The sequence below is a fragment of the Microbacterium sp. F2E genome, from assembly GCF_020905435.1.
In the GTDB taxonomy this organism is placed as follows: domain Bacteria; phylum Actinomycetota; class Actinomycetes; order Actinomycetales; family Microbacteriaceae; genus Microbacterium; species Microbacterium lacticum.
Map to the genome: position 1 here is coordinate 1 of NZ_JAJJIB010000009.1, position 19,903 is coordinate 19,903.

22 protein-coding genes, 1 pseudogene and 1 riboswitch are annotated in these 19,903 nt (G+C 70.3%); of the genes and pseudogenes, 13 read left to right on the forward strand and 10 right to left on the reverse strand.

Annotated features, from left to right (window positions below):
• Positions 1-330 (forward strand): integrase core domain-containing protein (locus tag LOK55_RS08340; protein WP_229934999.1); only part of this gene is annotated, 330 nt, incomplete at its 5' end.
• Here the strand turns inward: LOK55_RS08340 and LOK55_RS08345 are convergent.
• The 3 genes from LOK55_RS08345 to LOK55_RS08355 are packed head-to-tail and all read right to left on the reverse strand — an operon-like array spanning position 292 to position 1,299.
• Entirely contained in the window at positions 292-564 is a 273-nt protein-coding gene (locus LOK55_RS08345) for a transposase (protein WP_374107638.1), read from the reverse strand. The genes LOK55_RS08340 and LOK55_RS08345 overlap by 39 nt on opposite strands.
• Positions 486-992, reverse strand: coding sequence for a PKD domain-containing protein (locus LOK55_RS08350; protein ID WP_229935000.1), 507 nt, complete (start codon positions 990-992; stop codon positions 486-488). The genes LOK55_RS08345 and LOK55_RS08350 overlap by 79 nt, the downstream gene beginning before the upstream one ends.
• On the reverse strand, positions 979-1,299 hold the full coding sequence (locus tag LOK55_RS08355; protein ID WP_229935001.1) for a hypothetical protein: 321 nt from the start codon (positions 1,297-1,299) through the stop codon (positions 979-981). Before LOK55_RS08355 ends, LOK55_RS08350 begins: the two co-directional genes overlap by 14 nt.
• Positions 1,300-1,548: 249 nt before the next feature.
• On the opposite strand from LOK55_RS08355, the gene LOK55_RS08360 reads away from it, so the two are divergent.
• Genes LOK55_RS08360 through LOK55_RS08380 form a run of 5 tightly spaced genes read left to right on the forward strand, consistent with a single transcriptional unit; the run spans position 1,549 to position 6,783 of the window.
• The gene (locus LOK55_RS08360; RefSeq protein ID WP_229935002.1) at positions 1,549-2,313 is read left to right on the forward strand and encodes an EI24 domain-containing protein; all 765 of its coding nucleotides are present in this window, start codon (positions 1,549-1,551) and stop codon (positions 2,311-2,313) included.
• Positions 2,314-2,338: 25 nt separating this feature from the next.
• Positions 2,339-4,150: a DHA2 family efflux MFS transporter permease subunit gene (locus LOK55_RS08365; RefSeq protein ID WP_374107639.1), complete on the forward strand. Its 1,812-nt coding sequence runs from the start codon at positions 2,339-2,341 to the stop codon at positions 4,148-4,150.
• 1 nt (position 4,151) lies between these two features.
• Positions 4,152-4,625 carry a MarR family winged helix-turn-helix transcriptional regulator gene (locus tag LOK55_RS08370; protein ID WP_229935004.1) on the forward strand — a complete coding sequence of 158 codons (474 nt, stop codon included), beginning with the start codon at positions 4,152-4,154 and terminating at the stop codon, positions 4,623-4,625.
• A 26-nt stretch (positions 4,626-4,651) separates the two neighbouring features.
• A complete protein-coding gene (locus LOK55_RS08375) occupies positions 4,652-5,158 on the forward strand; it encodes a MarR family winged helix-turn-helix transcriptional regulator (RefSeq protein WP_229935005.1) in 507 nt (168 codons plus the stop codon).
• 32 nt (positions 5,159-5,190) lie between these two features.
• Positions 5,191-6,783, forward strand: a complete 1,593-nt coding sequence (locus LOK55_RS08380) for an SLC13 family permease (protein ID WP_229935006.1) — start codon at positions 5,191-5,193, stop codon at positions 6,781-6,783.
• Between the two features lie 98 nt (positions 6,784-6,881).
• Here the strand turns inward: LOK55_RS08380 and LOK55_RS08385 are convergent, their stop codons facing one another.
• The 4 genes from LOK55_RS08385 to LOK55_RS08400 form a co-directional block, all read right to left on the reverse strand.
• Positions 6,882-7,256, reverse strand: coding sequence for a hypothetical protein (locus LOK55_RS08385; RefSeq protein WP_229935007.1), 375 nt, complete (start codon positions 7,254-7,256; stop codon positions 6,882-6,884).
• A gap of 5 nt (positions 7,257-7,261) precedes the next feature.
• Positions 7,262-7,495, reverse strand: coding sequence for a helix-turn-helix transcriptional regulator (locus tag LOK55_RS08390; protein WP_196325183.1), 234 nt, complete (start codon positions 7,493-7,495; stop codon positions 7,262-7,264).
• The gene (locus LOK55_RS08395; protein WP_229935008.1) at positions 7,495-7,971 is read right to left on the reverse strand and encodes a DUF2975 domain-containing protein; all 477 of its coding nucleotides are present in this window, start codon (positions 7,969-7,971) and stop codon (positions 7,495-7,497) included. The genes LOK55_RS08390 and LOK55_RS08395 overlap by 1 nt, the downstream gene beginning before the upstream one ends.
• 74 nt (positions 7,972-8,045) lie before the next feature.
• Positions 8,046-9,542: a D-alanyl-D-alanine carboxypeptidase family protein gene (locus LOK55_RS08400; protein WP_229935009.1), complete on the reverse strand. Its 1,497-nt coding sequence runs from the start codon at positions 9,540-9,542 to the stop codon at positions 8,046-8,048.
• Positions 9,543-9,575: 33 nt separating this feature from the next.
• A riboswitch (TPP riboswitch) is annotated at positions 9,576-9,685 on the forward strand.
• Here LOK55_RS08400 and LOK55_RS08405 point away from each other — a divergent pair.
• The 3 genes from LOK55_RS08405 (at position 9,678) to LOK55_RS08415 (ending at position 12,753) form a co-directional block, all read left to right on the forward strand.
• Positions 9,678-10,331, forward strand: a complete 654-nt coding sequence (locus LOK55_RS08405) for an ECF transporter S component (protein ID WP_229935010.1) — start codon at positions 9,678-9,680, stop codon at positions 10,329-10,331. (Overlaps the previous riboswitch by 8 nt.)
• Before the next feature lie 68 nt (positions 10,332-10,399).
• Entirely contained in the window at positions 10,400-11,929 is a 1,530-nt protein-coding gene (locus LOK55_RS08410) for an ABC transporter ATP-binding protein (RefSeq protein WP_229935011.1), read from the forward strand.
• Positions 11,930-12,009: 80 nt separating this feature from the next.
• On the forward strand, positions 12,010-12,753 hold the full coding sequence (locus tag LOK55_RS08415) for an energy-coupling factor transporter transmembrane protein EcfT (RefSeq protein WP_229935094.1): 744 nt from the start codon (positions 12,010-12,012) through the stop codon (positions 12,751-12,753).
• 86 nt (positions 12,754-12,839) lie between these two features.
• Here LOK55_RS08415 and LOK55_RS08420 read toward each other — a convergent pair whose 3' ends face one another.
• On the reverse strand, positions 12,840-13,802 hold the full coding sequence (locus LOK55_RS08420; RefSeq protein WP_229935012.1) for a sugar-binding transcriptional regulator: 963 nt from the start codon (positions 13,800-13,802) through the stop codon (positions 12,840-12,842).
• 122 nt (positions 13,803-13,924) lie between these two features.
• Between LOK55_RS08420 and LOK55_RS08425 the strand changes: the two genes are divergently transcribed.
• The 3 genes from LOK55_RS08425 (at position 13,925) to glpK (ending at position 18,110) form a co-directional block, all read left to right on the forward strand.
• A complete protein-coding gene (locus LOK55_RS08425) occupies positions 13,925-15,643 on the forward strand; it encodes a glycerol-3-phosphate dehydrogenase/oxidase (RefSeq protein WP_229935013.1) in 1,719 nt (572 codons plus the stop codon).
• 114 nt (positions 15,644-15,757) lie between these two features.
• Positions 15,758-16,522, forward strand: a complete 765-nt coding sequence (locus tag LOK55_RS08430) for an MIP/aquaporin family protein (RefSeq protein ID WP_229935014.1) — start codon at positions 15,758-15,760, stop codon at positions 16,520-16,522.
• A 73-nt stretch (positions 16,523-16,595) separates the two neighbouring features.
• Positions 16,596-18,110, forward strand: coding sequence for a glycerol kinase GlpK (gene glpK / locus LOK55_RS08435; protein ID WP_229935015.1), 1,515 nt, complete (start codon positions 16,596-16,598; stop codon positions 18,108-18,110).
• Positions 18,111-18,213: 103 nt separating this feature from the next.
• On the opposite strand, the gene LOK55_RS08440 is transcribed toward glpK, so the two are convergent.
• Positions 18,214-18,618, reverse strand: coding sequence for an MmcQ/YjbR family DNA-binding protein (locus tag LOK55_RS08440; RefSeq protein ID WP_196324167.1), 405 nt, complete (start codon positions 18,616-18,618; stop codon positions 18,214-18,216).
• Between the two features lie 20 nt (positions 18,619-18,638).
• A pseudogene (locus tag LOK55_RS08445) lies at positions 18,639-18,974 on the reverse strand (phosphotransferase); the annotation flags it as partial.
• 156 nt (positions 18,975-19,130) lie between these two features.
• Here LOK55_RS08445 and LOK55_RS08450 point away from each other — a divergent pair.
• Positions 19,131-19,892, forward strand: a complete 762-nt coding sequence (locus LOK55_RS08450) for an SDR family NAD(P)-dependent oxidoreductase (RefSeq protein WP_229935016.1) — start codon at positions 19,131-19,133, stop codon at positions 19,890-19,892.
• Positions 19,893-19,903: the final 11 nt, after the last annotated feature.

Below are 19,903 nucleotides of genomic sequence, written 5' to 3' on the forward strand. Positions count from 1 at the left end.
TTCTTCGCGAGCCTCGGAGTCACGGTCACCGCCGTGATGACAGACAACGGCGCGTGCTACCGGTCACACGCGTTCGCGGACGCGCTCGGCGACGGTGTGAAGCACAAGTGGACAAAGCCGTATCGGCCGCAGACCAACGGGAAGGTCGAACGCTTCAACCGCACCCTCGCCGCCGAATGGGCCTACGCCAAGCCCTACGCCAGCGAAGCAGAGCGAGCCGCGGCCTACGAGACCTGGCTGCATCACTACAATCACCACAGACCCCACACCGGGATCGGCGGCCAGACCCCCTCAGCCCGCGTTCACAACCTCACGGGGAAGTACAGCTAACTCGGCTTCCAACCGGATGATCCTCGCCGCCTGCGACTCCGACCGCACCGACACCGGCGGCGACACCGAACCGGCCGCAGCGGTCCCGGATCCGAGCTTGTCGACCCATTCCTTCAACGCACCACGGGAGATCCCCAAATCGGCCGCGATCGCTTTCAGCGTCGCGCCCGGCGTGGACTCGTACAAATCCACCGCACGCTGCCGGAACTCGTCCGTGTAGTTCTTCCTTGCCATCCCTCAGATTCTCGCTTCCCCAGCATCGTGCTGGAATCAGCGTGTCCAAGATCAGGGGTCAAGCCCCCTGATCGGATGACGATGTCGGAGGCACGATTCGGTTCGGCGACCGTGATGGTCCCTTCGGTCGTGGTGAGGTCGAGCCCGCCGTCGTCATCGGTGACCACCAGCGCGACCTTGAAGTCGCCCGGCGCGAGGGTGTGCTCTACGACGGCGCCCGAGACCATGGTCACGCTGTCACCGAAGTCCCACTCGTAGCCCGTGATCTCGCCATCGGCGTCGGTGGAACCGGTCGCATCGAAGCGGTAGGTGTCGTCGTCGATCCGGGTGACATTGATGTCAGCGACCGGCTCGGCGTTCCAGTCCGGAGTGTCGGTGACTACGAGGTCCACCGGCTCGCCCTCGGGGTCAACATCAGCGCCGAACATCTCGATCGTCCACTCGCGGGTTAGCTCCGTCGGTGGCGATGAAAGCAGTCGGACCGAATTGAACGCCGTGGGTGGCCACATAAAGGCTCTGCACGTAGGTGCCGACCGGGTTCTCCGAGAACGTGATCCGTGTAGGCGTGGCAACCGACATGCGCGCGCGAGCGTCCGGCTGCGTCGGCGTCTCACCGAGGACGTTGTACTCGGGGTCGCCGACGACATTCGACGTGCTACCCGACTCCGCCTCATCGGCGGCGCTGGCGGGGAGAACTCCCGCCAACACAAGCGCGATCGAAGCCGCAACCGCCACGTCATCCGCTTGAACCGCACCGTGCCCCCAGTAATTCGCGATCAGATTGACCGTTACGCTATTGCACGCGGCAGGAAAGATTAAAGCGTTCTCATGCGATATATCACTTCGACGCATCGACCTATGGATCCGTCAACTGACGGGACGTCTGATTCCCGCACGGACCGACTTCAGCGAATCGACATCCTCGACGCGATCCGCAAGCGGGCAGTGCGAACGATTTCGCCGTCCTCGCCTTAGGGTGGCCGGATGAGTGGATTCGTCGCGGGCGTCGCCCTGCTCGGCAGGGGATTCGCCTACTGGCGTCGTCTCCCCAAGGCCATGGTGCTCGGGCTCATTCCCGCAGCGATCGCCTCGCTCCTGCTGTTCGCCGCGATCGTTGCACTCGGACTGTCGCTGCCCGCGCTCACAGACTGGGTCACGCCGTTCGCCGACGGCTGGCCGAGTTTCTGGGCAGGAGTCCTGCGCGTCGCGGTCGGCACGGCGATGCTGGGTGCGGCGATCGTGCTCGCGGCGGTGTCGTTCACGGCGCTGACCCTCGTCATCGGCGACCCGTTCTACGAGCGGATCTGGCGCGCCGTCGAAAGCGACCTCGGCACGCCGGACCTCGAGGACCGCACCGGGTTCTGGCGCGCGGCCCGCGATGGGCTCGCGCTGTTCGTCCGGGGCATCGGCTGCGCGATCCTCGCGGCGCTCTGCGGCCTCGTCCCCGTCGTCGGAGGAGTGCTCGGCTTCGTCGCCGCCGTCGGCATGTCGGGCTGGCTGCTCGCCGACGAGCTGACGACCCGTGCGTTGGCGGCGCGTGGCATCCAGGCCGCAGAGCGCCGCGCTCTCCGCCGGCGCCACCGCGCCCGCGTTCTCGGCTTCGGCGTCGCCACGCAGCTGTGCTTCCTCGTGCCGCTCGGGGCGGTCGCGACGATGCCCGCGGCCGTCGCGGGGGCGACGGTGCTCGGGCGTGAGCTGCTGGCCGACGCTACGGCGATGGCACCGGAGAAGGTTGACCGACGTCCATAGTAGACAATAGGCAACTAATTGAGGTATGGTTGACGTCGATCAACCTTCCAGCAAGGAGCAGGACCTCACTTTGACCGGCGCAGACACGTCTCGTCACGTTCATCACACTCATCACACACCCGCCTCGCGCTCGGCGCGCGAGGTGTTCACCGCCATCTCGGGCCTCATCGTCGGCATGTTCGTCGCGGTGCTCTCGGGCACGGTCGTCTCGACCTCGATGCCGGTCATCATCGCCGACCTCGGTGGCACCCAGTCGCAGTACACGTGGGTCATCACGGCGAGCCTTCTGGCCACCGCCGTCTCCACCCCGATCTGGGGAAAGCTCGCCGACCTCGTCGACCGCAAGATCCTCATCCAGCTCTCGCTCATCCTCTTCACCGTCGGAACCGTCATCGCGGGCTTCTCGACCGACACGAACATGCTCATCGCCGTCCGTGTCATCCAGGGCATCGGCGTCGGCGGCCTCATGTCGCTCGTCATGATCGCGGTGGCGCTCATCATCTCGCCGCGCGAGCGCGGCAAGTACATGGGTGTCGTCGGCGGCATCATGGCCCTCGGCACGATCGGCGGCCCGCTGCTGGGCGGGCTCATCACCGACTGGTGGGGCTGGCGCGCCAACTTCTTCGTGGGCGTCCCCTTCGCCATCGTCGCCCTCGTCCTCCTGCAGTTCACGCTCCACCTGCCCAAGCCGAACCGCGCCAAGGTCTCGATCGACTACTTCGGCATCGTCCTGCTCGCCGTCGGCGTCTCGACCCTGCTCATCTGGGTGTCGATGGGCGGCAGCCAGTTCGAGTGGAACTCGGGCACCAGTTGGACGCTCGGCATCATCGCTGTCGTCGGCATCATCGCCTTCGTCGTTGTCGAGTTCTTCGTGCCCGAGCCCATCGTGCCGATGTCGCTCTTCCGCAACCGCACCTTCACGCTGTCGGTCGTGGCATCCATCGCCATCGGCGTCTCGATGTTCGCCACTTCGGTGTTCCTCGCGCAGTACTTCCAGCTCGCGCGCGGTGCCACACCGACCGAGTCGGGCCTCATGACGATTCCGATGATCATCGGGCAGATGGGCGCCTCGATCGTGATCGGCCAGCTGGTGAGCCGCTTCGGCAAGTGGAAGGGCTGGATGCTCACGGGCTCGATCCTCACCCTGGTGGGCGTGACGCTCATGTCGACGCTGCGCTACGACACCCCGTTCTCGCTCGTCGCCGTCTACATGTTCGTGCTCGGCGCGGGCCTCGGCATGGTCATGCAGAACCTCACGCTGATCGTGCAGAACGACACCCCGCCGACGCAGCTGGGCGCCGCGTCGTCGAACGTCAACTTCTTCCGCACGATCGCCGGCACCATCGGCGTGACCGTCATGGGGTCGATGCTTGCCACCAAGGTCACCGATTACATGAAGGACGGTCTCACCGGCTTCGTCCCGACCACCCCCGAAGAGGTCGACGCCCTGAAGGCTCTCGGCTCCGGCGACGTGCCGAAGGTGTCGGCCCTGCCCGACACGATCCGCTCGCTCGTCGAGTCGGCGTACGGCCACGGCATCGCCGACGTCTTCGTCATCGCGATCCCGCTCGCCGTGCTCGCGATCATCGCGATCGCGTTCCTGAAGAACAAGCCGCTGTCGACCAAGACCGCCGCCGAACAGCTGCGCGACCAGGCCGAAGAGTCGGCGATCGGCGTCGCCGAGGCCGAGGTCGGGGCATCCACCGCCACCGGTGCCGTGCGCCTGCAGTCGGCCGACGGAGCGCAATGGCAGACGTCGACCGGGAGCGTCGCGGTGCTCAGTGATGACGAACTGCGCGGCGACGAGCCGCGCGACGAGCAGCTGCGCAGGAGTTGAGATGACCACGGCAACCGCGGCCCGGGAGGGCGCCGATGCGATCGGCGCCGCAGAGGACGAGTCGCTGGCAGAGTTCCAGTGGCAAGTGAACCTCTTGTTCACCCGGGCCCGGTTGCTGTGGAAAGAGTCGGCGGCGCGTGTGCACCCCGATCTGCAGCCCGCCGGCTACAAACTGCTCGGGTTCGTCGCCCGCGCCGGGGTGACCAATGCCCACCTCGTGGCAGAGGCGTTCGAGATGGACAAGTCGGTGGTGAGCCGGCAGGTGAAGGCCCTCGAAGAGCTCGGCCTCGTGGTATCACGCCCCGATGAGGGCGACGGCCGCCAGCGCGTGCTCGCCGCAACCCCTCTCGCGCACGAGGCCTTGCGGGCGCTGCGCGCCGACCACGCCGAGCGGCTGCGGGCGGCCCTCGACGGCCTCACGCCCGATGAGCTCGCCGCCGCCATCAAAGCGATCCGCTGCCTCTCGGAACTCTGATCGGCTTCAGCCGTACACTGGCCAGCATGAGCGCCACCACCGCACCCTCGGCATCCACCGATGCCTGCGGCGCGGCGGCCGGCCTCAGTGCCGGCGATCTGCCGGCGGAAAGCCGCGACGCGGCGATCGGCCGCCTCGAGCAAGAGCTCGGCGGCGTGATCGGGCGCATTCGCGCGAGCTGGCGCGACGCGGCCGCGCAGGTGCATCCCGACCTGCAGCCGCTCGGCTATCAGGTGCTCGTCGCGATCGCGAGCGGCAAGGCCACGTCGGCCACCGCGATCGTCGACCGACTGCAGACCGACAAATCGGCCGTGAGCCGGCACGTGCGCCAGCTCGAAGACCTGGGCCTCGTCGAGAGCCGCCCCGACGCCGACGACCGGCGCGCCCGTGTGCTCGCCGCCACCGACACCGCCCGCGAGCGTCTCGCCCTCGCGCGCCGCCGGTACCAGACCCGCATGGGCGAGCGGCTGACCCACTGGTCGGTCGACGACCTCGGCCGCGTCTCCGACCTGCTCCGCGACCTCGCCCGCTGACCGCCGCTCGCCGACCCGACACGCGCCGACCCATGGATCCCGCCACCTGGACCTTCCTGATCCTCGCGGTCGCGATCGTCGCGTTCGTGAGTGGTCGCGTGCCGCTCGCGGTCGTCTCGCTCGGCGTCGCTCTCGCCCTGTGGGCGACCGGCGTGCTGACGTTGAACGAGTCGCTCGCGGGCTTCGGCGACCCGACCGTCCTGTTCATCGCGAGCCTGTTCGTGGTGAGCGAGTCGCTGGATGCCACGGGGGTGACGGCCTGGCTCGGCCAGCAGGTCGTGACGCGCGCCGGCCGCGGGCGCGTGCGCCTCACCGTCGTGATCGGCGCGATGGCCGCGGTGCTCGCGGCCTTCATCTCGATCAACGGTGCCGTCGCGGCGCTCCTCCCCGTCGTCGTCGTGGTGGCGGTGCGCGCGGGCATCGTGCCCTCGAAGCTGCTCATTCCGCTCGCCTTCGCCGCGAGCGCCGGCTCGCTGCTGACCCTGACGGGCACGCCGGTGAACATCGTGGTCTCCGAGGCCGCCGCCGCGGCGGGCGGCCGCGAGTTCGGATTCTTCGAGTTCGCGCTGGTCGGGGTGCCGCTCGTGGTGCTCACGATCTCGGTCGTCGCGCTCGGCGGTGAGCGCCTGCTGCCGTCGAGATCGCCCGAGCACTTCGGCGACGTGCCCGACCCCAACGAGCACGCGCAGACGCTCCGCGCCAGCTACGACGTCGACCTCGACACCGGCGTGGTCTTCAGCGCGAAAGAGGGGGTCGCCGAGGTGCTGGTGGCGCCCCGGTCGCGCCTCATCGGCCGCACGGTGTCGGCCGGCATGACGACCCGCGACGAAGACCTCGTGATCCTGGCCGTCCGCCGCGGCGACGACGACGGCCCCAACGCCTCGCGCGGCACCGGGGTGACGGGCTCGCTCGTGCTGCAGGCGGGCGACGCCGTGCTCGTGCAGGGCCCGTGGGCGGCGCTCACCCGCTACGCGCAGTCGCCCGACGTCATCGCGGTGACCCCGCCCCAGTCGTTGCAGCGCGCCGTGCCGCTCGGCCGGGGCGCCAAGCGGGCGCTCGTGATCTTGGCGCTCATGGTGGTGCTCCTCGCGACCGGACTCGTGCCGCCCGCCGTGGCGGGCCTGCTCGCGGCGGGGGCGATCGTGCTGACGGGGGTGCTCACCATCCCGCAGACGTACCGTGCGATCTCGTGGACGACGGTCATCCTCATCGCCGGCATGGTGCCCCTGTCGGCCGCCTTCATCTCGACCGGCGCGGCGGGCCGGGTCGCCGACGTGGTGCTCGGGATCATCGGGTCGAGTTCGCCCCAGCTCGCGCTGCTGGTGCTGTGCCTGCTGACGATGGTGCTCGGGCAGTTCATCTCGAACGTCGCGACCGTGCTGATCGTCACGCCGATCGCCGTCGCGACCGCGCAGAGCCTCGATCTCAGCGTGTTGCCGTTCATGATGGCCCTGACCGTCGCCGGCGCCGCCGCCTTCCTGACCCCGGTCGCCACCCCCGCGAACCTCATGGTGCTGCAGCCCGGCGGCTACCGCTTCGGCGACTACTGGCGCCTCGGCATCCCGCTCATGATCGGCTACCTCCTCGTCGCCGTGCTCTACGTGCCCGTCGTCTGGCCGTTCTGACCCGCGCCCGCTCAATGCCGCGCAGCGGCGTCGACGCGGCTGCGCGTCAAGGTTGAGTAGCGGCGCGCAGCGACGCGTATCGAAACCCTCCTCCCCGCTCACCGGCGTCGGCGTCGGCACCCGGCGAGCCAGAACAAGACCGGGATGAGCGCGATGATCACGCCTGGCGCGGCGAGCAGTGTGGGCCCCCAGCCGGGCGCGTAGGTGTAGATTGCCGACCCGAGCTCCCAGCGGCACGTCCAGCCGAGCGGGAACCACCCGAACGAGCCGGTTGGGATGACGGCCTCGGGAAAGGTCCCCGCGGCGGCGTACGCAGCCAAATCGGGGCCCACGCCGTCGAGGATGCAGCGCGCGTCCACCGATTCGCGCTGTCCGAAGAACCAGGTCGCCGTGACGACGAGCAGAGCCCATCCCGACCCCGCGAGCGCGAGGAACCAGCCGAACCAGCCGAGGCCGTCATTCTGTCGCTCCATTGCGGTCACGATGCGGCCGTGCGGGTCTCGACCTCATCAGGCACCCATGCGAGCACGTCGCCGGGTTGGCACTCGAGCACCCGGCAGATCGCGTCGAGCGTCGAGAAGCGCACGGCCTTCGCGCGCCCGTTCTTCAGGACGGCGACGTTGGCGGGGGTGATCCCGATCGCGTCGGCGAACTCGCCTACGCTCATGCGGCGCCGCGCGAGCAGCACGTCGATGTCGATGCGGATCGCCATCAGACGACCTCGTCGAGTTCGCCGCGCAGATCGGTGGCCTGGTGCAGCAGCCGGCGCATGATGCCCATGACGAGGGCCGCACCGGTGCCGAACACCACACCGATGATGATCGGGTAGAAAAGGCCCGGGCCCGTGGCGCCCGTGACGTTGACCACGACAGCGCCCACGATGATGAGGCCGACGGCGGCCCAGAGGGCGACGATCACCGTGTCGACCCAGGCGAATGCCCGCCGATCGAAGATGCGCCCCTCGGCGACGAGATCGACCAGCCGCCACACGCAGACGAGCACCACCTGGCCGCACGCGAGCAACATGACCGAGCCTATGATCGCCGGAACCTGCAGGTACGCGAACATCGGGTACATGTATGCCGACTGCGCGATGATCGAGGGCACGACGAGCACCTGAAAGAGCAGGATCAGCGCGAAAGCCAGCACCACGAGCACGCGGACGGTGAAGACAGACCAGCGAGACATGCGCACCCTACCGTCGAACGAGAGATATCTATCGAGAAACGATAGACGACGCTTCGGCGACGGTCAAGGTCGGATCAGTCGGCGAGCCCCCAGAGCTGCAGGGGGTGGGTGAGGCGCCACCAGGCATCCGGCTCGGGAATGTCGTCGGTGAGCCGCAGCCCCGCGCTCGCCGAGCCCAGCGGGCCGGTCAGGCTGACCGTGCCGACCGCTGCCCCGGCGGTGCGCGCATCGCCCAGCGAGATGTCGGACTCGACGGGCGCGGTCGCGCCGTTCCACAGCAGCAGTGAGGCGTCGGCGTCGGTCAGGATCGACGCCGTGGCGCCCCACAGCGTCGACACCGTGCCGGCGAGGGTGCCGGCGGGGAGCACTCGCGGCTGGGATGCCTCGGCGCCCACCTCGGCGAGCAGGCGCGCTGTCTCGGCGTCGCGCGCCTCGTCGGTCGGCTGGGTCAGCGTCACGGCGTAGGCACGCACGGTCGCGTCGCCGACGGGCTGCTCGCGGGCGGCGAGCAGGTTGTAGCCGATGTCGAGGCTGCCCGTCTTGATGCCGACGACGGCGGGGTCGCTCAGCAGGTCGTTCGTGTTCACGACCTCGCCGGCGCCGGGCAGTGTCACGACGGGTGTTCGCACGATCTCGGCGACGACAGGGTCGGCCAGCGCGTAGCGGGCGAGCGTGATGAGCGAGGCGGGATCGGCGGCGTTCTCGGGGTCGATGCCCGTCGGCTCGACCACGGTGATGCCGCTCAGGCCGTGCCGCTCGAGCCATTCCGCCGCCGCGCGCGCGAACACGGAGTCGTTCGGCCAGATCGTGCTCGCGAGACGGTCGGTGTAGTTGCCGGCCGAGCCGATCAGGATGCCCTGCAGCATCTGATATTCCGTCAGCGTGCCGTCGACCGGCACGTCGAGCGCCGACTCGTCGGCATAGAGGTAGTCGTAGTACTCGTCGTGGTCGCTCTCGGTGAAGGCGTACTCGGGGCCGCTCTCGCCGGGGGCGAGCGGCAGCTGCTCGAGGATCATCAGCGACGTGACGAGCTTCGTGATGCTCGCCATCGGCGCGCGGTCGCCGGTCGACGCGGCCGCGCCGTCGAAGCCCGCGACACCGACCGCCGCGGAGCCTTCGGCCGGCCACGTCACCGCGGTCGCCGGGGAGGTGAGATCGGCGACGGCGACCTTGTCGACGACGGGCGCGACCGCATAGAGCGGCCAGAGCAGCGTCGCCGCCGCGTACGCGCCGACCAGGGCGAGGGCGCCGAGGAACGGCAGCACGACGCCCGGCCGCAGCGGCGAGCGGCGCGGCCGGCGGGCAAGCAGGTCGACCGAGGCGACGGTGTAGGGGTTCGATGCCCCGGCGAGGTCTCGCGGCGCGCTCCGGGCGGTGACGTCGTCGTCGGCGAGCCAGCCGAGCGCGAGGTGACCGGATGCCGGTGCGACGCGCGCCGAGCCATCCGTCGACGCCGTCGAGTCCGCGCCATCCCCTGCCGTGGGCGCCGCGCCCGCAGGCGCCGCGGCGCGGGCGGCACGCGCTTCGCGACGCGCGCGCCGCGACGACGGGGGCGCGTCTTCGATGGTCACCCGCTAAAACTACCTGCTGATGGATATACTCGACGTCACAACCACGGGAGTCCGGTGAGCCGGGCTGAGAGGAAGCGATCCACGCTTCGACCGTCGAACCTGATCCGGATCATGCCGGCGCAGGGAGGAGAGAACATGCACGCTTCGGCGTCTTCGTCCACCGTCACATCGTCGTCCGCGACGCCGCCTGGCGGATCGCCCACGTCGGGCCGCTTCCGCTGGCGCATCGTCGACATCGTCGTCGCCAGTGTGATCGCGGTCGCGTGCGCGCTCATCTTCCTCTTGTGGAACGTCGGCTATGAAGGCCCCGCCTCCGTACTCAAGCCGCTGCTCCCCGGCCTGCAGGGCCTGCTCGCCGGTCCGTGGCTGATCGCCGGGGTGCTCGGCGGCCTCATCATCAGAAAGCCGGGTGCGGCGCTCTACACCGAGACGGTCGCCGCCGTCATCTCCGCCCTCGTCGGCAACGCGTGGGGCCCGCTGACGATCGCGTCGGGCCTCGTCCAGGGCCTCGGTGCCGAGATCGTCTTCCTGGTCTTCCTGTATAAGGTGTGGACCCTTCCCGTCGCTCTCCTCGCCGGCGCGGCATCCGGCCTCGCCTGCGGCATCAACGACCGCATCCTCTGGTACCCCGGCGCCGACGTGCCGTTCACCGCCGTCTACATCACCTCCACGACGATCTCCGGAGTTGTCATCGCCGGTCTCGGCGGGTGGCTGCTCATGAAGGCCCTGGCCTCCACCGGCGCGCTCAGCAGATTCGCGTCGGGACGCGAGGCCACCGCACGCGTGTGACCGCCGCCCAGACCGAGGGGACCCGGGGCACGGGCGATCCGGGCGCTGCCGGTGTGACCGGTGCCGGCGTGACCGCCCCCGCCGCCATCGAGGCGCGCGGGTGGGGCTGGCGGTATGCGACGCGTCAGGCGTGGGCGGTGCGGGATGCCTCGTTCCGCATCGCGCCGGGGGAGCGGGTGCTGCTGCTCGGCGCCTCGGGCGCGGGCAAGTCGACGCTGCTGCAGGGCATCGCGGGCATCCTCGGCGGCGCGGACGAGGGCGAGCACGAGGGCGAGCTGCTCGTCGACGGGGCGCTCGCCGCATCGGTGCGCGGCCGGGCGGGCATGGTGCTGCAGGACCCCGACAGTCAGACGATCCTCGCGCGGGTGGGCGACGACGTCGCCTTCGGGTGCGAGAACCTGGGCGTGCCGCCCGCCGACATCTGGCCGCGCGTGCACGCGGCGCTCGCCGCCGTCGGCCTCGACGTCCCGACCGACCGCTCCACGGCGAACCTGTCGGGAGGGCAGAAGCAGCGCCTCGCGCTCGCCGGGGTCGTCGCGATGCGACCCGGGGCGATCCTGCTCGACGAACCGACCGCGAACCTCGACCCCGAGGGCGTGCGCGAGGTGCGCGACGCCGTCGGGCGGGTGCTCGCCGAGACGGGTGCCACGCTTGTCGTGATCGAGCACCGCGTCGACGTGTGGCTGCCGCTCATCGATCGGGTGATCGTGCTCGGTGAGGCGGGCGTCATCGCCGACGGCGCGCCCGCCGGCGTGCTCGACGCGCAGGCGGCGGCGCTCGCCGAAGCCGGCGTCTGGCTGCCCCAGGCGGCGCTCCCGCTGCCGCCCCCGCCCGGGCCGCCGGGCGAGGTGCTGCTGTCGGCGCGGGAGCTCGTGGTCGGCCGCGAGCGCGTTGTCGCCGCCGCCGGACCGCTGAGCTTCGACGTGCGCGCCGGCGAGGTGCTCGGGATCGTGGGGCGCAACGGCGCGGGCAAGTCGACCCTCGCCCTGACCCTCGCGGGACTGCTCGCCCCGCTCGCGGGCGAGGTCGAGGCATCCGCCGCCCTCGCCGCGGGGGTGCGCGGGCGCTCCCGCCGCAGACCGCGCCGCCGTCCTGTGCCGCGCGCCGAGGATCCGTTCGCCTGGAGCTCGAAAGACCTGCTGACCCGCATCGGCACGGTGTTCCAGGAGCCCGAGCATCAGCTGCTCGCCCGCACGGTGCGTGGCGAGCTCGAGGTGGGGTCGAGGGCGCTCGGGGTGCCGGAAGACGAGATCGCCGAACGGGTCGACGACCTGCTCGAGCGGCTGCGACTCGCGCCGCTCGCCGCCGCCAACCCGTACACCCTCTCGGGCGGACAGAAGCGGCGCCTGACCGTCGGTGCCGTGCTCGCCACCCGCCCCCGCGTGCTGGTGCTCGACGAGCCGACGTTCGGGCAGGATGCCCGCACCTGGACCGAGCTCGTCGCGATGATCGCGGCGCTGCGCGACGGCGTCGACGACCGCGGTCCGCTCGCCGTGGTCGTCGTCACCCACGACGAGCAGGTGCTCGACGCGCTCCACGCGCGGCGGCTGCGCGTCGGTGCGGCCGCGCCGACCGGCGACGGCGGGCGGACTCCGTGAGCGTCGACGCGGTCGCCGGCTCCGCCGCGGCATCCTCCTCCCGCTCCTCTTCTTCTTCTTCCCGGCGCGCGTTCGCCACGATCAATCCGGTCGCCAAGCTCGCCGCGGCGCTGCTCATCGCGGTCGTGCTGGTGCTGTCGATCGACCCGGTGTCGGCGGGTGTCGCCCTCGTGCTCGAGATTCCGCTGCTGCTCGCGGCCGGGCTGCCGTGGCGCACCTTCTGGCTGCGGACGCTGCCGGTCTGGCTCGGCGCGTTCACCGGCGCAGCGACCGTCGCGCTGTACGGCGTGACGAGCGGCGAGGTGTACGTCGAATGGATGCTGGTGCGCATCAGTGAGGGATCGCTGCTGCTCGCCGTCGCGACCTTCCTGCGCGTGCTCGCGATCGGCCTGCCGGCGGTCGTGCTGTTCGTCACCGTCGATCCGACCGACCTCGCCGACGGGCTGGCGCAGGTCGTGCGCCTGCCGGCGCGGTTCGTGCTGGGCGCGCTCGCCGGCATGCGCCTGCTCGGTCTGCTCGCCTCCGATTGGCGGGCGCTCGAGCGCGCGCGTCGAGCGCGCGGCGTCGCCGACACCGGCCGGGTGCGGCGTGCGGTCTCGGCGGCCTTCGCCCTGTTCGTGCTCGCCATCCGCCGCGGCTCGGCCCTCGCCACGGCGATGGAGGCCCGCGCGTTCGGCGCCCCCGGCCCCCGCACGTGGGCACGAGCGTCGCGATTCGGCGGCCGGGAGTGGGCGCTCATCGCCGTCGGCGCCGCGATCGCCGTGATCGCGGTTACCGTCGCCGTCGCGACCGGCGCCTGGAATTTCATCCTCGGCCCCGGCTGACCTGGTATCCGCGCTGAGGGCGTTGCCGTGGCTGTCGCCGCGGCCGTCGCGGGACCTGTCGTTGAGCCCGTCGCGGGCTCTCGCGCTCAGCCCTCGAGCAGTCGCCGGGCGAGGCTCTCCTCGATCACGAGCTCGGTGATCAGCTGCGCGGCGAGCGCGCCCTTCAGCGCGTCGAGCTTCGACAGACTCGACACCGCGCACAGCCGCCGCGGGATCCGCCGGATCGCATCGAGGCTCGGCCCGCTCGAGCGCTCGTTCAGGCGGATGCCCGACGAGCTGCCGTCGATGCGGTAGAACACCGTCGCACAGTCGCCGACGATGCCGTCGCGCATGAGCGAGTGGAGGTCGTCGCCGCTGAGGTACCCGCCCGAGTAGACGTGCGAGGGCACGTCGGCGGTCGGCGAGCCGAGCCCGAACACGAACACCTGCACGCGCGCCTGGGCATCCAGCACGCGTCGCACCGAGCGCTCCCGCCACATCAGCTGCTTCGTCGACGGGTCGTCGAACAGCGCCGGCACGGGGAACTGCTGCACGTCGGCGCCGAAGCTCTGCCCGAACCGCTCCAGGATGGCGCCCGAGTAGGCGATGCCCGAGGTGATCTCGTTGGCGGCGCCGTTCATCTGCACGATCTGCGAGTTGTAGAGGCGCTTCGGCGGCAGGTGCCGCGCGATCGCCGACACCGTCGCGCCCCAGGCGACGCCGATGGATGCATTGGGGTCGAGCGTCGCGGCGAGAGCGCGCGCCGCCGACCGAGCCGTGCGCTCGAGCTTCTCGGCGTCGGGCGTGCGCGGGGGCGAGCTCACGACGTGCACCGAGATGCCGTAGCGCTCCGCGACGCGCCGGGCGACGGCCGTGCTGCCCTGCTGGGGCGAGTGCACCGTGATCTCGACGAGCCCGATCTCGCGCGCGTAGGAGAGCAGTCGCGACACGGATGACCGCGACACGTTCAGCTCCGCCGCGATCTGTTCCATCGTGCGATCGCGCTCGTAGTACAGCTGGGCCACGTGCAAGGCCTCGCGCGTGCGCGCGTCGGCTTCGATTCCGCTCATGCTTCCCCTTGGCTGCATATTCGTGCAGAGAAGTCGGTGTGGTGCACGTTCGTTCATGCCCCTTGTGAATTCGTTCAGCGCGCTCCAGTCTAGGTCTCACCAGCCGTGAAAAAGGAAGTGCCATGACCGCGTCAGCGACGACGAACCGCTCGAACATCCAGGCCCTCAAAGACCGCCCGCAGGCAGATGTGCTCATCATCGGCGGCGGCATCAACGGAATCGCGACCTTCCGTGACCTCGCCCTGCAGGGCGTCGACGTCGCGCTCGTCGAGCGCGGCGACTACGTGAGCGGCGCCTCGTCGGCATCCAGCCACATGGTGCACGGCGGCGTGCGCTACCTCGAGAACGGCGAGTTCCGGCTCGTGCGCGAATCGGTCACGGAGCGCAACCGTCTCGTGCGCAACGCGCCGCACTACGTCAAGCCGCTGCCGACCACCATCCCGATCCACAAGACGTTCTCCGGTATCCTCACCGCCCCTTTCCGTCTGCTCGTCTCGCACGGGCGCGGCAAGCCGCGCGAGCGCGGAGCGCTGCTCATCAAGATCGGCCTCATCATCTACGACACGTTCTCGCGCGACGGCGGCGCGGTGCCCCGGCACCGTTTCCACGGCCGCAAGAAGTCGCACGAGCTCTTCCCCGACCTCGACGGCCGGTTCGCCTACACCGCGACCTACTACGACGCGTCGATGCACGACCCCGAGCGCCTCGCGCTCGACGTGCTGCGCGACGGCCTGCGCGAAGAGTCGGCGCGCGCCGCGAACTACGCACCGGTCGTCGGCTCCGACGGCTCGTCCGTCATCATCCGCGACGAGGTCACCGGCGAGCAGTTCCCGTTCACCGCGAAGGTGATCGTCAACACCAGCGGACCGTGGACCGACCTCACGAACGCCGCGCTCGGTCAGGCCACGCGCTTCATGGGCGGCACGAAGGGCTCGCACATCGTCCTCGAAAACGCCGAGCTGCTCGACGCGACCCGGGGCAACGAGATCTTCTTCGAGGCATCCGACGGGCGCATCGTGCTGATCTACCCGCTCAAGGGCCGCGTCATGGTCGGAACCACCGACATCGACGCCGACCCGTCGAAGCCGACCGTGTGCACCGACGATGAGATCGACTACTTCTTCGACCTCATCGCGCAGGTGTTCCCGCACATCTCGGTCTCGCGCGAGCAGATCGTCTACACGTTCTCCGGCATCCGCCCGCTGCCCCGTCACGACGACGTCGCCCCCGGGTTCGTTTCCCGTGACTACCGCATCGAGCGCGCTCGGCTCGACGGCGTGCACGTGCTGAGCCTCGTGGGCGGCAAGTGGACGACGTTCCGGGCGCTGTCCGAGCACATCTCCACCGACGTGATGCAGCTCCTGGGTCGTTCCCGCACGGTCTCGACGACGGATCTCGCGATCGGCGGAGGCGCCGGCTACCCGCGCACCGACGCCGACCGGCGCCGGTGGGTCGAGGCGCACCGGGGTGCGCACGCGGCCGAGTTCGCCGATCGCATGCTCGAGCGTTACGGCACCTACGCGGCCGAGCTGCTGTCGAGCCTGCCCGTCACGCAGCACCCCCTCGCGCACGCCCCCGGCTACTCGCAAGAAGAGATCGCCCTGCTCGCCGCGCGCGAAGAGGTCGTCTCGCTCATCGACCTGCTGCTGCGCCGCACCTCGATCGCCTTCGTCGGCGGGGTGACCGGCGACACGCTCGTCGAGGTCGCGAAGGCCGCGGCCCCCGCTCTCGGGTGGGATGCCGACGAGACGGATGCCCAGGTCGCCGCCGCCACCGTGACGCTGCGCGACGCGCACCGCATCGACGTCAGCACGGCGTCGCTCGCCCCGCAGCACGCCTGACCCGCTACCGACCATCCGAACCCCGGCGTGCCTGACGCCGGCAACCCATCCTCAGGCGAACATCCTCTGCGCGGCGGCGTCGCTCGCGCACCCTGCTGAAAGGTCAATGTCGACATGCAAGAAGTCAACCTCGGACTCTATTTCCTGTCCGAACTCGTGGGAACGGCGATGCTGCTCCTGCTCGGTGGCGGCGTTGTCGCCAACGTCATCCTCGCCAAGTCCAAGGGCCTCGGCGGCGGCACCCTGATGATCAACTGGGGCTGGGGCCTCGCGGTGTTCGCCGGTGTGCTCGTCTCGGCGTACTCGGGCGCGCAGCTGAACCCCGCCGTCTCGCTCGGCCTGCTCATCGCGGGCAAGATCAGCGGCGTGCAGTTCCTCATCGCCGTCTCGGCGCAGCTGATCGGTGCCTTCATCGGTGCCGTACTGTGCTGGCTGGCGTACAAGCAGCACTTCGACGAGGAGCCCGACCCGGCCAACAAGCTGGGCGTCTTCTCGACCGGCCCCGCGATCCGCTCGTACGGCTGGAACCTCATCACCGAGATCATCGGCACGTTCGTCCTGGTCTTCGGGATCTTCGCCTTCGCCGACTACGGCGACGTGCAGATCGGCGTGCCCGGCGCCCTCGGCCCGCTCTCCGCGGTGCCCGTGGCCCTGCTCGTGGTCGGCATCGGCGCGTCGCTCGGTGGCCCCACCGGCTACGCGATCAACCCCGCCCGTGACCTCGGCCCCCGCATCGCCCACGCGGTGCTGCCCATCAAGGGCAAGGGCTCGAGCGACTGGTCGTACGCCTGGGTCCCCGTGGTGGGCCCGCTCATCGGTGGCGCCATCGCCGCGTTCGCCGCACCCGTGCTGCTGCACCTCGTGAAGACCGTCGCCTGACCGGCGCACGGACGCAGACCGCACCAGTCATCCGCACCATCCGGCATCCAACCCGAAAGACAAGGAAGTCACCATGGCCGACTACATCATCGCCCTCGACCAGGGCACCACATCCAGCCGCGCGATCATCTTCGACAAGAAGGGATCGATCATCTCGGTCGGACAGAAGGAGCACGAGCAGATCATGCCGCGTGCCGGTTGGGTCGAGCACGACCCGATCGAGATCCGCGACAACATGCGCGAGGTGATCGGTATCGCGCTCGGTCGCGCGAACCTCACCCGTCACGACATCGCCGCGATCGGCATCACCAACCAGCGTGAGACCGCCGTCGTCTGGGACAAGAACACCGGCATCCCGGTGTACAACGCGATCGTCTGGCAGGACACCCGCACCCAGCCGATCGTCGACCGGCTCGCCGGCGACGAGGGCGTCGAGAAGTACAAGGACATCGTCGGGCTGCCCCTGGCGACGTACTTCTCGGGCACCAAGATCGTCTGGATCCTCGAGAACGTCGAAGGTGCGCGCGAGAAGGCGGAGGCGGGTGACCTCATCTTCGGCACGACCGACACGTGGGTGCTGTGGAACCTCACCGGCGGCCCCGAAGGCGGCGTGCACGCCACCGACGTCACCAACGCCTCGCGCACGCTCTTCATGGACCTGAAGACGCTCGAGTGGCGCGACGACATCCTCGGCGACTTCGGCGTGCCGCGCTCGATGATGCCGGAGATCCGCTCCTCGAGCGAGGTCTACGGCGAGGCGCGCGACGCGTCGCTGCTGCGCGAGACGCCCGTCGCGGGCATCCTCGGCGACCAGCAGGCGGCGACGTTCGGCCAGGCTGCATTCGACGCGGGTGAGAGCAAGAACACCTACGGCACGGGCAACTTCCTGATCTTCCAGACCGGCACCGAGATCGTCAAGAGCGAGAACGGTCTGCTGACGACGGTGGGCTACAAGCTCGGTGACGAGCCGGCTCACTACGCGCTGGAGGGCTCGATCGCCGTCACCGGTTCGCTCGTGCAGTGGCTGCGCGACCAGCTCGGCATCATCACCTCGGCACCCGAGGTCGAGGCGCTCGCCACGACCGTCGAGGACAACGGCGGCGTGTACTTCGTGCCGGCGTTCTCGGGTCTGTTCGCGCCGTACTGGCGTCCCGACGCCCGCGGCGCGATCCTCGGCCTGACGCGCTACGCCAACCGCGGCCACCTGGCCCGCGCCGCCCTCGAGGCGACCGCGTTCCAGACGCGCGAGGTGCTCGACGCGGTCAACGCCGACTCGGGTGTCGACCTCACCGAGCTCAAGGTCGACGGCGGCATGATCGCCAACGACACGCTCATGCAGTTCCAGGCTGACATCCTGGGCGTGCCTGTCGTGCGCCCGGTGGTGGCCGAGACCACCGCCCTGGGGGCGGCGTACGCGGCGGGCCTCGCCGTCGGGTTCTGGAACGACCTCGATGAACTCCGCGCCAACTGGCAGGAGGACCGTCGTTGGACGCCCAACGACGACGTCGAGGAGCGGGAGCGTCAGCTGCGCCTCTGGAAGCAGGCCGTCCAGAAGTCGATGGACTGGGTCAACGAGGACGTGCGCTGACGCGTGACGCCCCGGCGCGCGGCATCCTTGGGGGGATGCCGCGCGCTGTGGCGTTGACCGGCGGTGGCGTGAGCCGGGCGTTGGCGTTGGCCGGGCGGTGGCGTCAACCGGGCGGTGGCGTCGCGGCGTCGAGCGCCGTGATCAGCCGCTTCGGCGCGGTCAGGCGGTACGAGGCATCCATGAGTTCTGCGACCTCGGCCCAGTCGGTGTCGTCATCGAGGTCGAGCGCGAGCCAGCCGTGCGGCCAGAGATACGCCGGCTCCCAGAAGCGGGCGTCCTGCCGGAGGGCGGGCTCGTCGGCGGGATCGGGGCGGAAGACGAGGGCCGCGTCGTGACGGTCGGCGGTGTCGCCGCGCGGGCGGCCGCCGTAGTACGTGAACACCTTCGTCGTGAAGAACGTCGGACGCCCGTGCGTCACCTTCTCGGCCGCCTCGGGCAGCGCGAGCGCGAGATCCCGCACGCGCGCGAGCAGCGGGTCGGCCTCATCGAACATCAGCGGATGCGCCATCCGCTCATCATGCCTCGCGATCAGGTCGCGTTCCAGAGGTCGCGGTAGTAGGAGAGGCGCTCCCGGTCGGGGTCGACGCCATAGGCCGCGATGAGCGCGTCGTGCCATCCGGGTCCGTAGTTCCACTCAGTGCTCATGGCCGCGACGGCGATGTCGCCCCAGCGGTCGGCGACGCGGAGCGCGCCGAGGTCGACATGCGCGATCCACCGGCCGTCGTCGCCGAGCAGGGTGTTCGGCACGCAGGCGTCGCCGTGGCAGACGACGGCGAGGTCGATCGGCGGGGGAGTGCGGAGAGCGCTCGGCACCTGGATGCCCCGGGCTGCGGCGCCGGCGACGCGCGCCGGCACCGCGATGTCGGACGAGGGGATGCTCATGGCATCCATCCTGCCGGGGCCGGTGCCCCGCGGCGTCGGGCGCACGGCCCGCGACCACCCGTGGGACTGAGTGCCTCGGTTCCTGAAACGGCGTGTCGCCGGGTAGGCTGAGCGTCGAGTTCGAAGGAGAGCACACACATGGACATCGCCGGAGCATCCGCCCTCGTCACGGGCGGCGCCAGCGGACTGGGACTCGCCACCGCGACCCGCCTCGCCGGCGCGGGCGCCCACGTCGTCATCGTCGACCTGCCGTCGTCGCCCGGCGCCGAGCGCGCCGCCGAACTCGGCGGCACCTTCGCCCCCGCCGACGTGACCGACCCGGCCCAGGTCGCCGCCGCGGTCGCCACAGCCGGCGAGCACGGGCCGCTACGTGTCGTCGTCAACTGCGCCGGCATCGCGCCGCCCGCCAAAGTCCTCGATCGCGAAGGGGTGCCGACCGATCTCGCGCACTTCGAGAAGATCGTCCGCGTCAACCTCATCGGCACGTACAACGTCATCGGGCAGGCGTCAGCGGCGATCGCCCGCACCCAGCCGACCGACGGCGGAGACCGCGGGGTGATCGTCAACACGGCGTCCGTCGCCGCATTCGACGGTCAGATCGGGCAGCCCGCCTACTCGGCATCCAAGGGCGGCGTCCACGCGATGACGCTGCCGATCGCGCGCGAGCTCGCGCGCTACGGCATCCGCGTGTGCACGATCGCGCCCGGGATCATGGAGACCCCGATGCTCGCGGGCCTCCCCGAAGCCGCCCAGGCGAGCCTCGGCCAGCAGGTGCCGTATCCGCAGCGCCTCGGCAAGCCCGACGAGTACGCCTCGCTCGTTCTCGAGATCGTCCGCAACGGCTACCTCAACGGCGAGACGATCCGCCTCGACGGCGCGATCCGGATGGCGCCCAAGTGATGGATGCCGCG

Excerpts from the sequence above, each read along its gene's own strand:
- LOK55_RS08405 (WP_229935010.1), top strand. The coding sequence starts at position 9,678 with ATGCACGCTTCGGCGTCTTCGTCCACCGTCACATCGTCGTCCGCGACG.
- LOK55_RS08440 (WP_196324167.1), bottom strand. The coding sequence starts at position 18,618 with ATGGCGCATCCGCTGATGTTCGATGAGGCCGACCCGCTGCTCGCGCGC.
- LOK55_RS08375 (WP_229935005.1), top strand. The coding sequence starts at position 4,652 with ATGAGCGCCACCACCGCACCCTCGGCATCCACCGATGCCTGCGGCGCG.
- LOK55_RS08370 (WP_229935004.1), top strand. The coding sequence starts at position 4,152 with ATGACCACGGCAACCGCGGCCCGGGAGGGCGCCGATGCGATCGGCGCC.
- LOK55_RS08430 (WP_229935014.1), top strand. The coding sequence starts at position 15,758 with ATGCAAGAAGTCAACCTCGGACTCTATTTCCTGTCCGAACTCGTGGGA.
- glpK (WP_229935015.1), top strand. The coding sequence starts at position 16,596 with ATGGCCGACTACATCATCGCCCTCGACCAGGGCACCACATCCAGCCGC.
- LOK55_RS08360 (WP_229935002.1), top strand. The coding sequence starts at position 1,549 with ATGAGTGGATTCGTCGCGGGCGTCGCCCTGCTCGGCAGGGGATTCGCC.
- LOK55_RS08385 (WP_229935007.1), bottom strand. The coding sequence starts at position 7,256 with ATGGAGCGACAGAATGACGGCCTCGGCTGGTTCGGCTGGTTCCTCGCG.
- LOK55_RS08380 (WP_229935006.1), top strand. The coding sequence starts at position 5,191 with ATGGATCCCGCCACCTGGACCTTCCTGATCCTCGCGGTCGCGATCGTC.
- LOK55_RS08345 (WP_374107638.1), bottom strand. The coding sequence starts at position 564 with ATGGCAAGGAAGAACTACACGGACGAGTTCCGGCAGCGTGCGGTGGAT.
- LOK55_RS08390 (WP_196325183.1), bottom strand. The coding sequence starts at position 7,495 with ATGGCGATCCGCATCGACATCGACGTGCTGCTCGCGCGGCGCCGCATG.
- LOK55_RS08450 (WP_229935016.1), top strand. The coding sequence starts at position 19,131 with ATGGACATCGCCGGAGCATCCGCCCTCGTCACGGGCGGCGCCAGCGGA.
- LOK55_RS08365 (WP_374107639.1), top strand. The coding sequence starts at position 2,339 with ATGGTTGACGTCGATCAACCTTCCAGCAAGGAGCAGGACCTCACTTTG.
- LOK55_RS08420 (WP_229935012.1), bottom strand. The coding sequence starts at position 13,802 with ATGAGCGGAATCGAAGCCGACGCGCGCACGCGCGAGGCCTTGCACGTG.
- LOK55_RS08395 (WP_229935008.1), bottom strand. The coding sequence starts at position 7,971 with ATGTCTCGCTGGTCTGTCTTCACCGTCCGCGTGCTCGTGGTGCTGGCT.
- LOK55_RS08425 (WP_229935013.1), top strand. The coding sequence starts at position 13,925 with ATGACCGCGTCAGCGACGACGAACCGCTCGAACATCCAGGCCCTCAAA.
- LOK55_RS08350 (WP_229935000.1), bottom strand. The coding sequence starts at position 992 with ATGTTCGGCGCTGATGTTGACCCCGAGGGCGAGCCGGTGGACCTCGTA.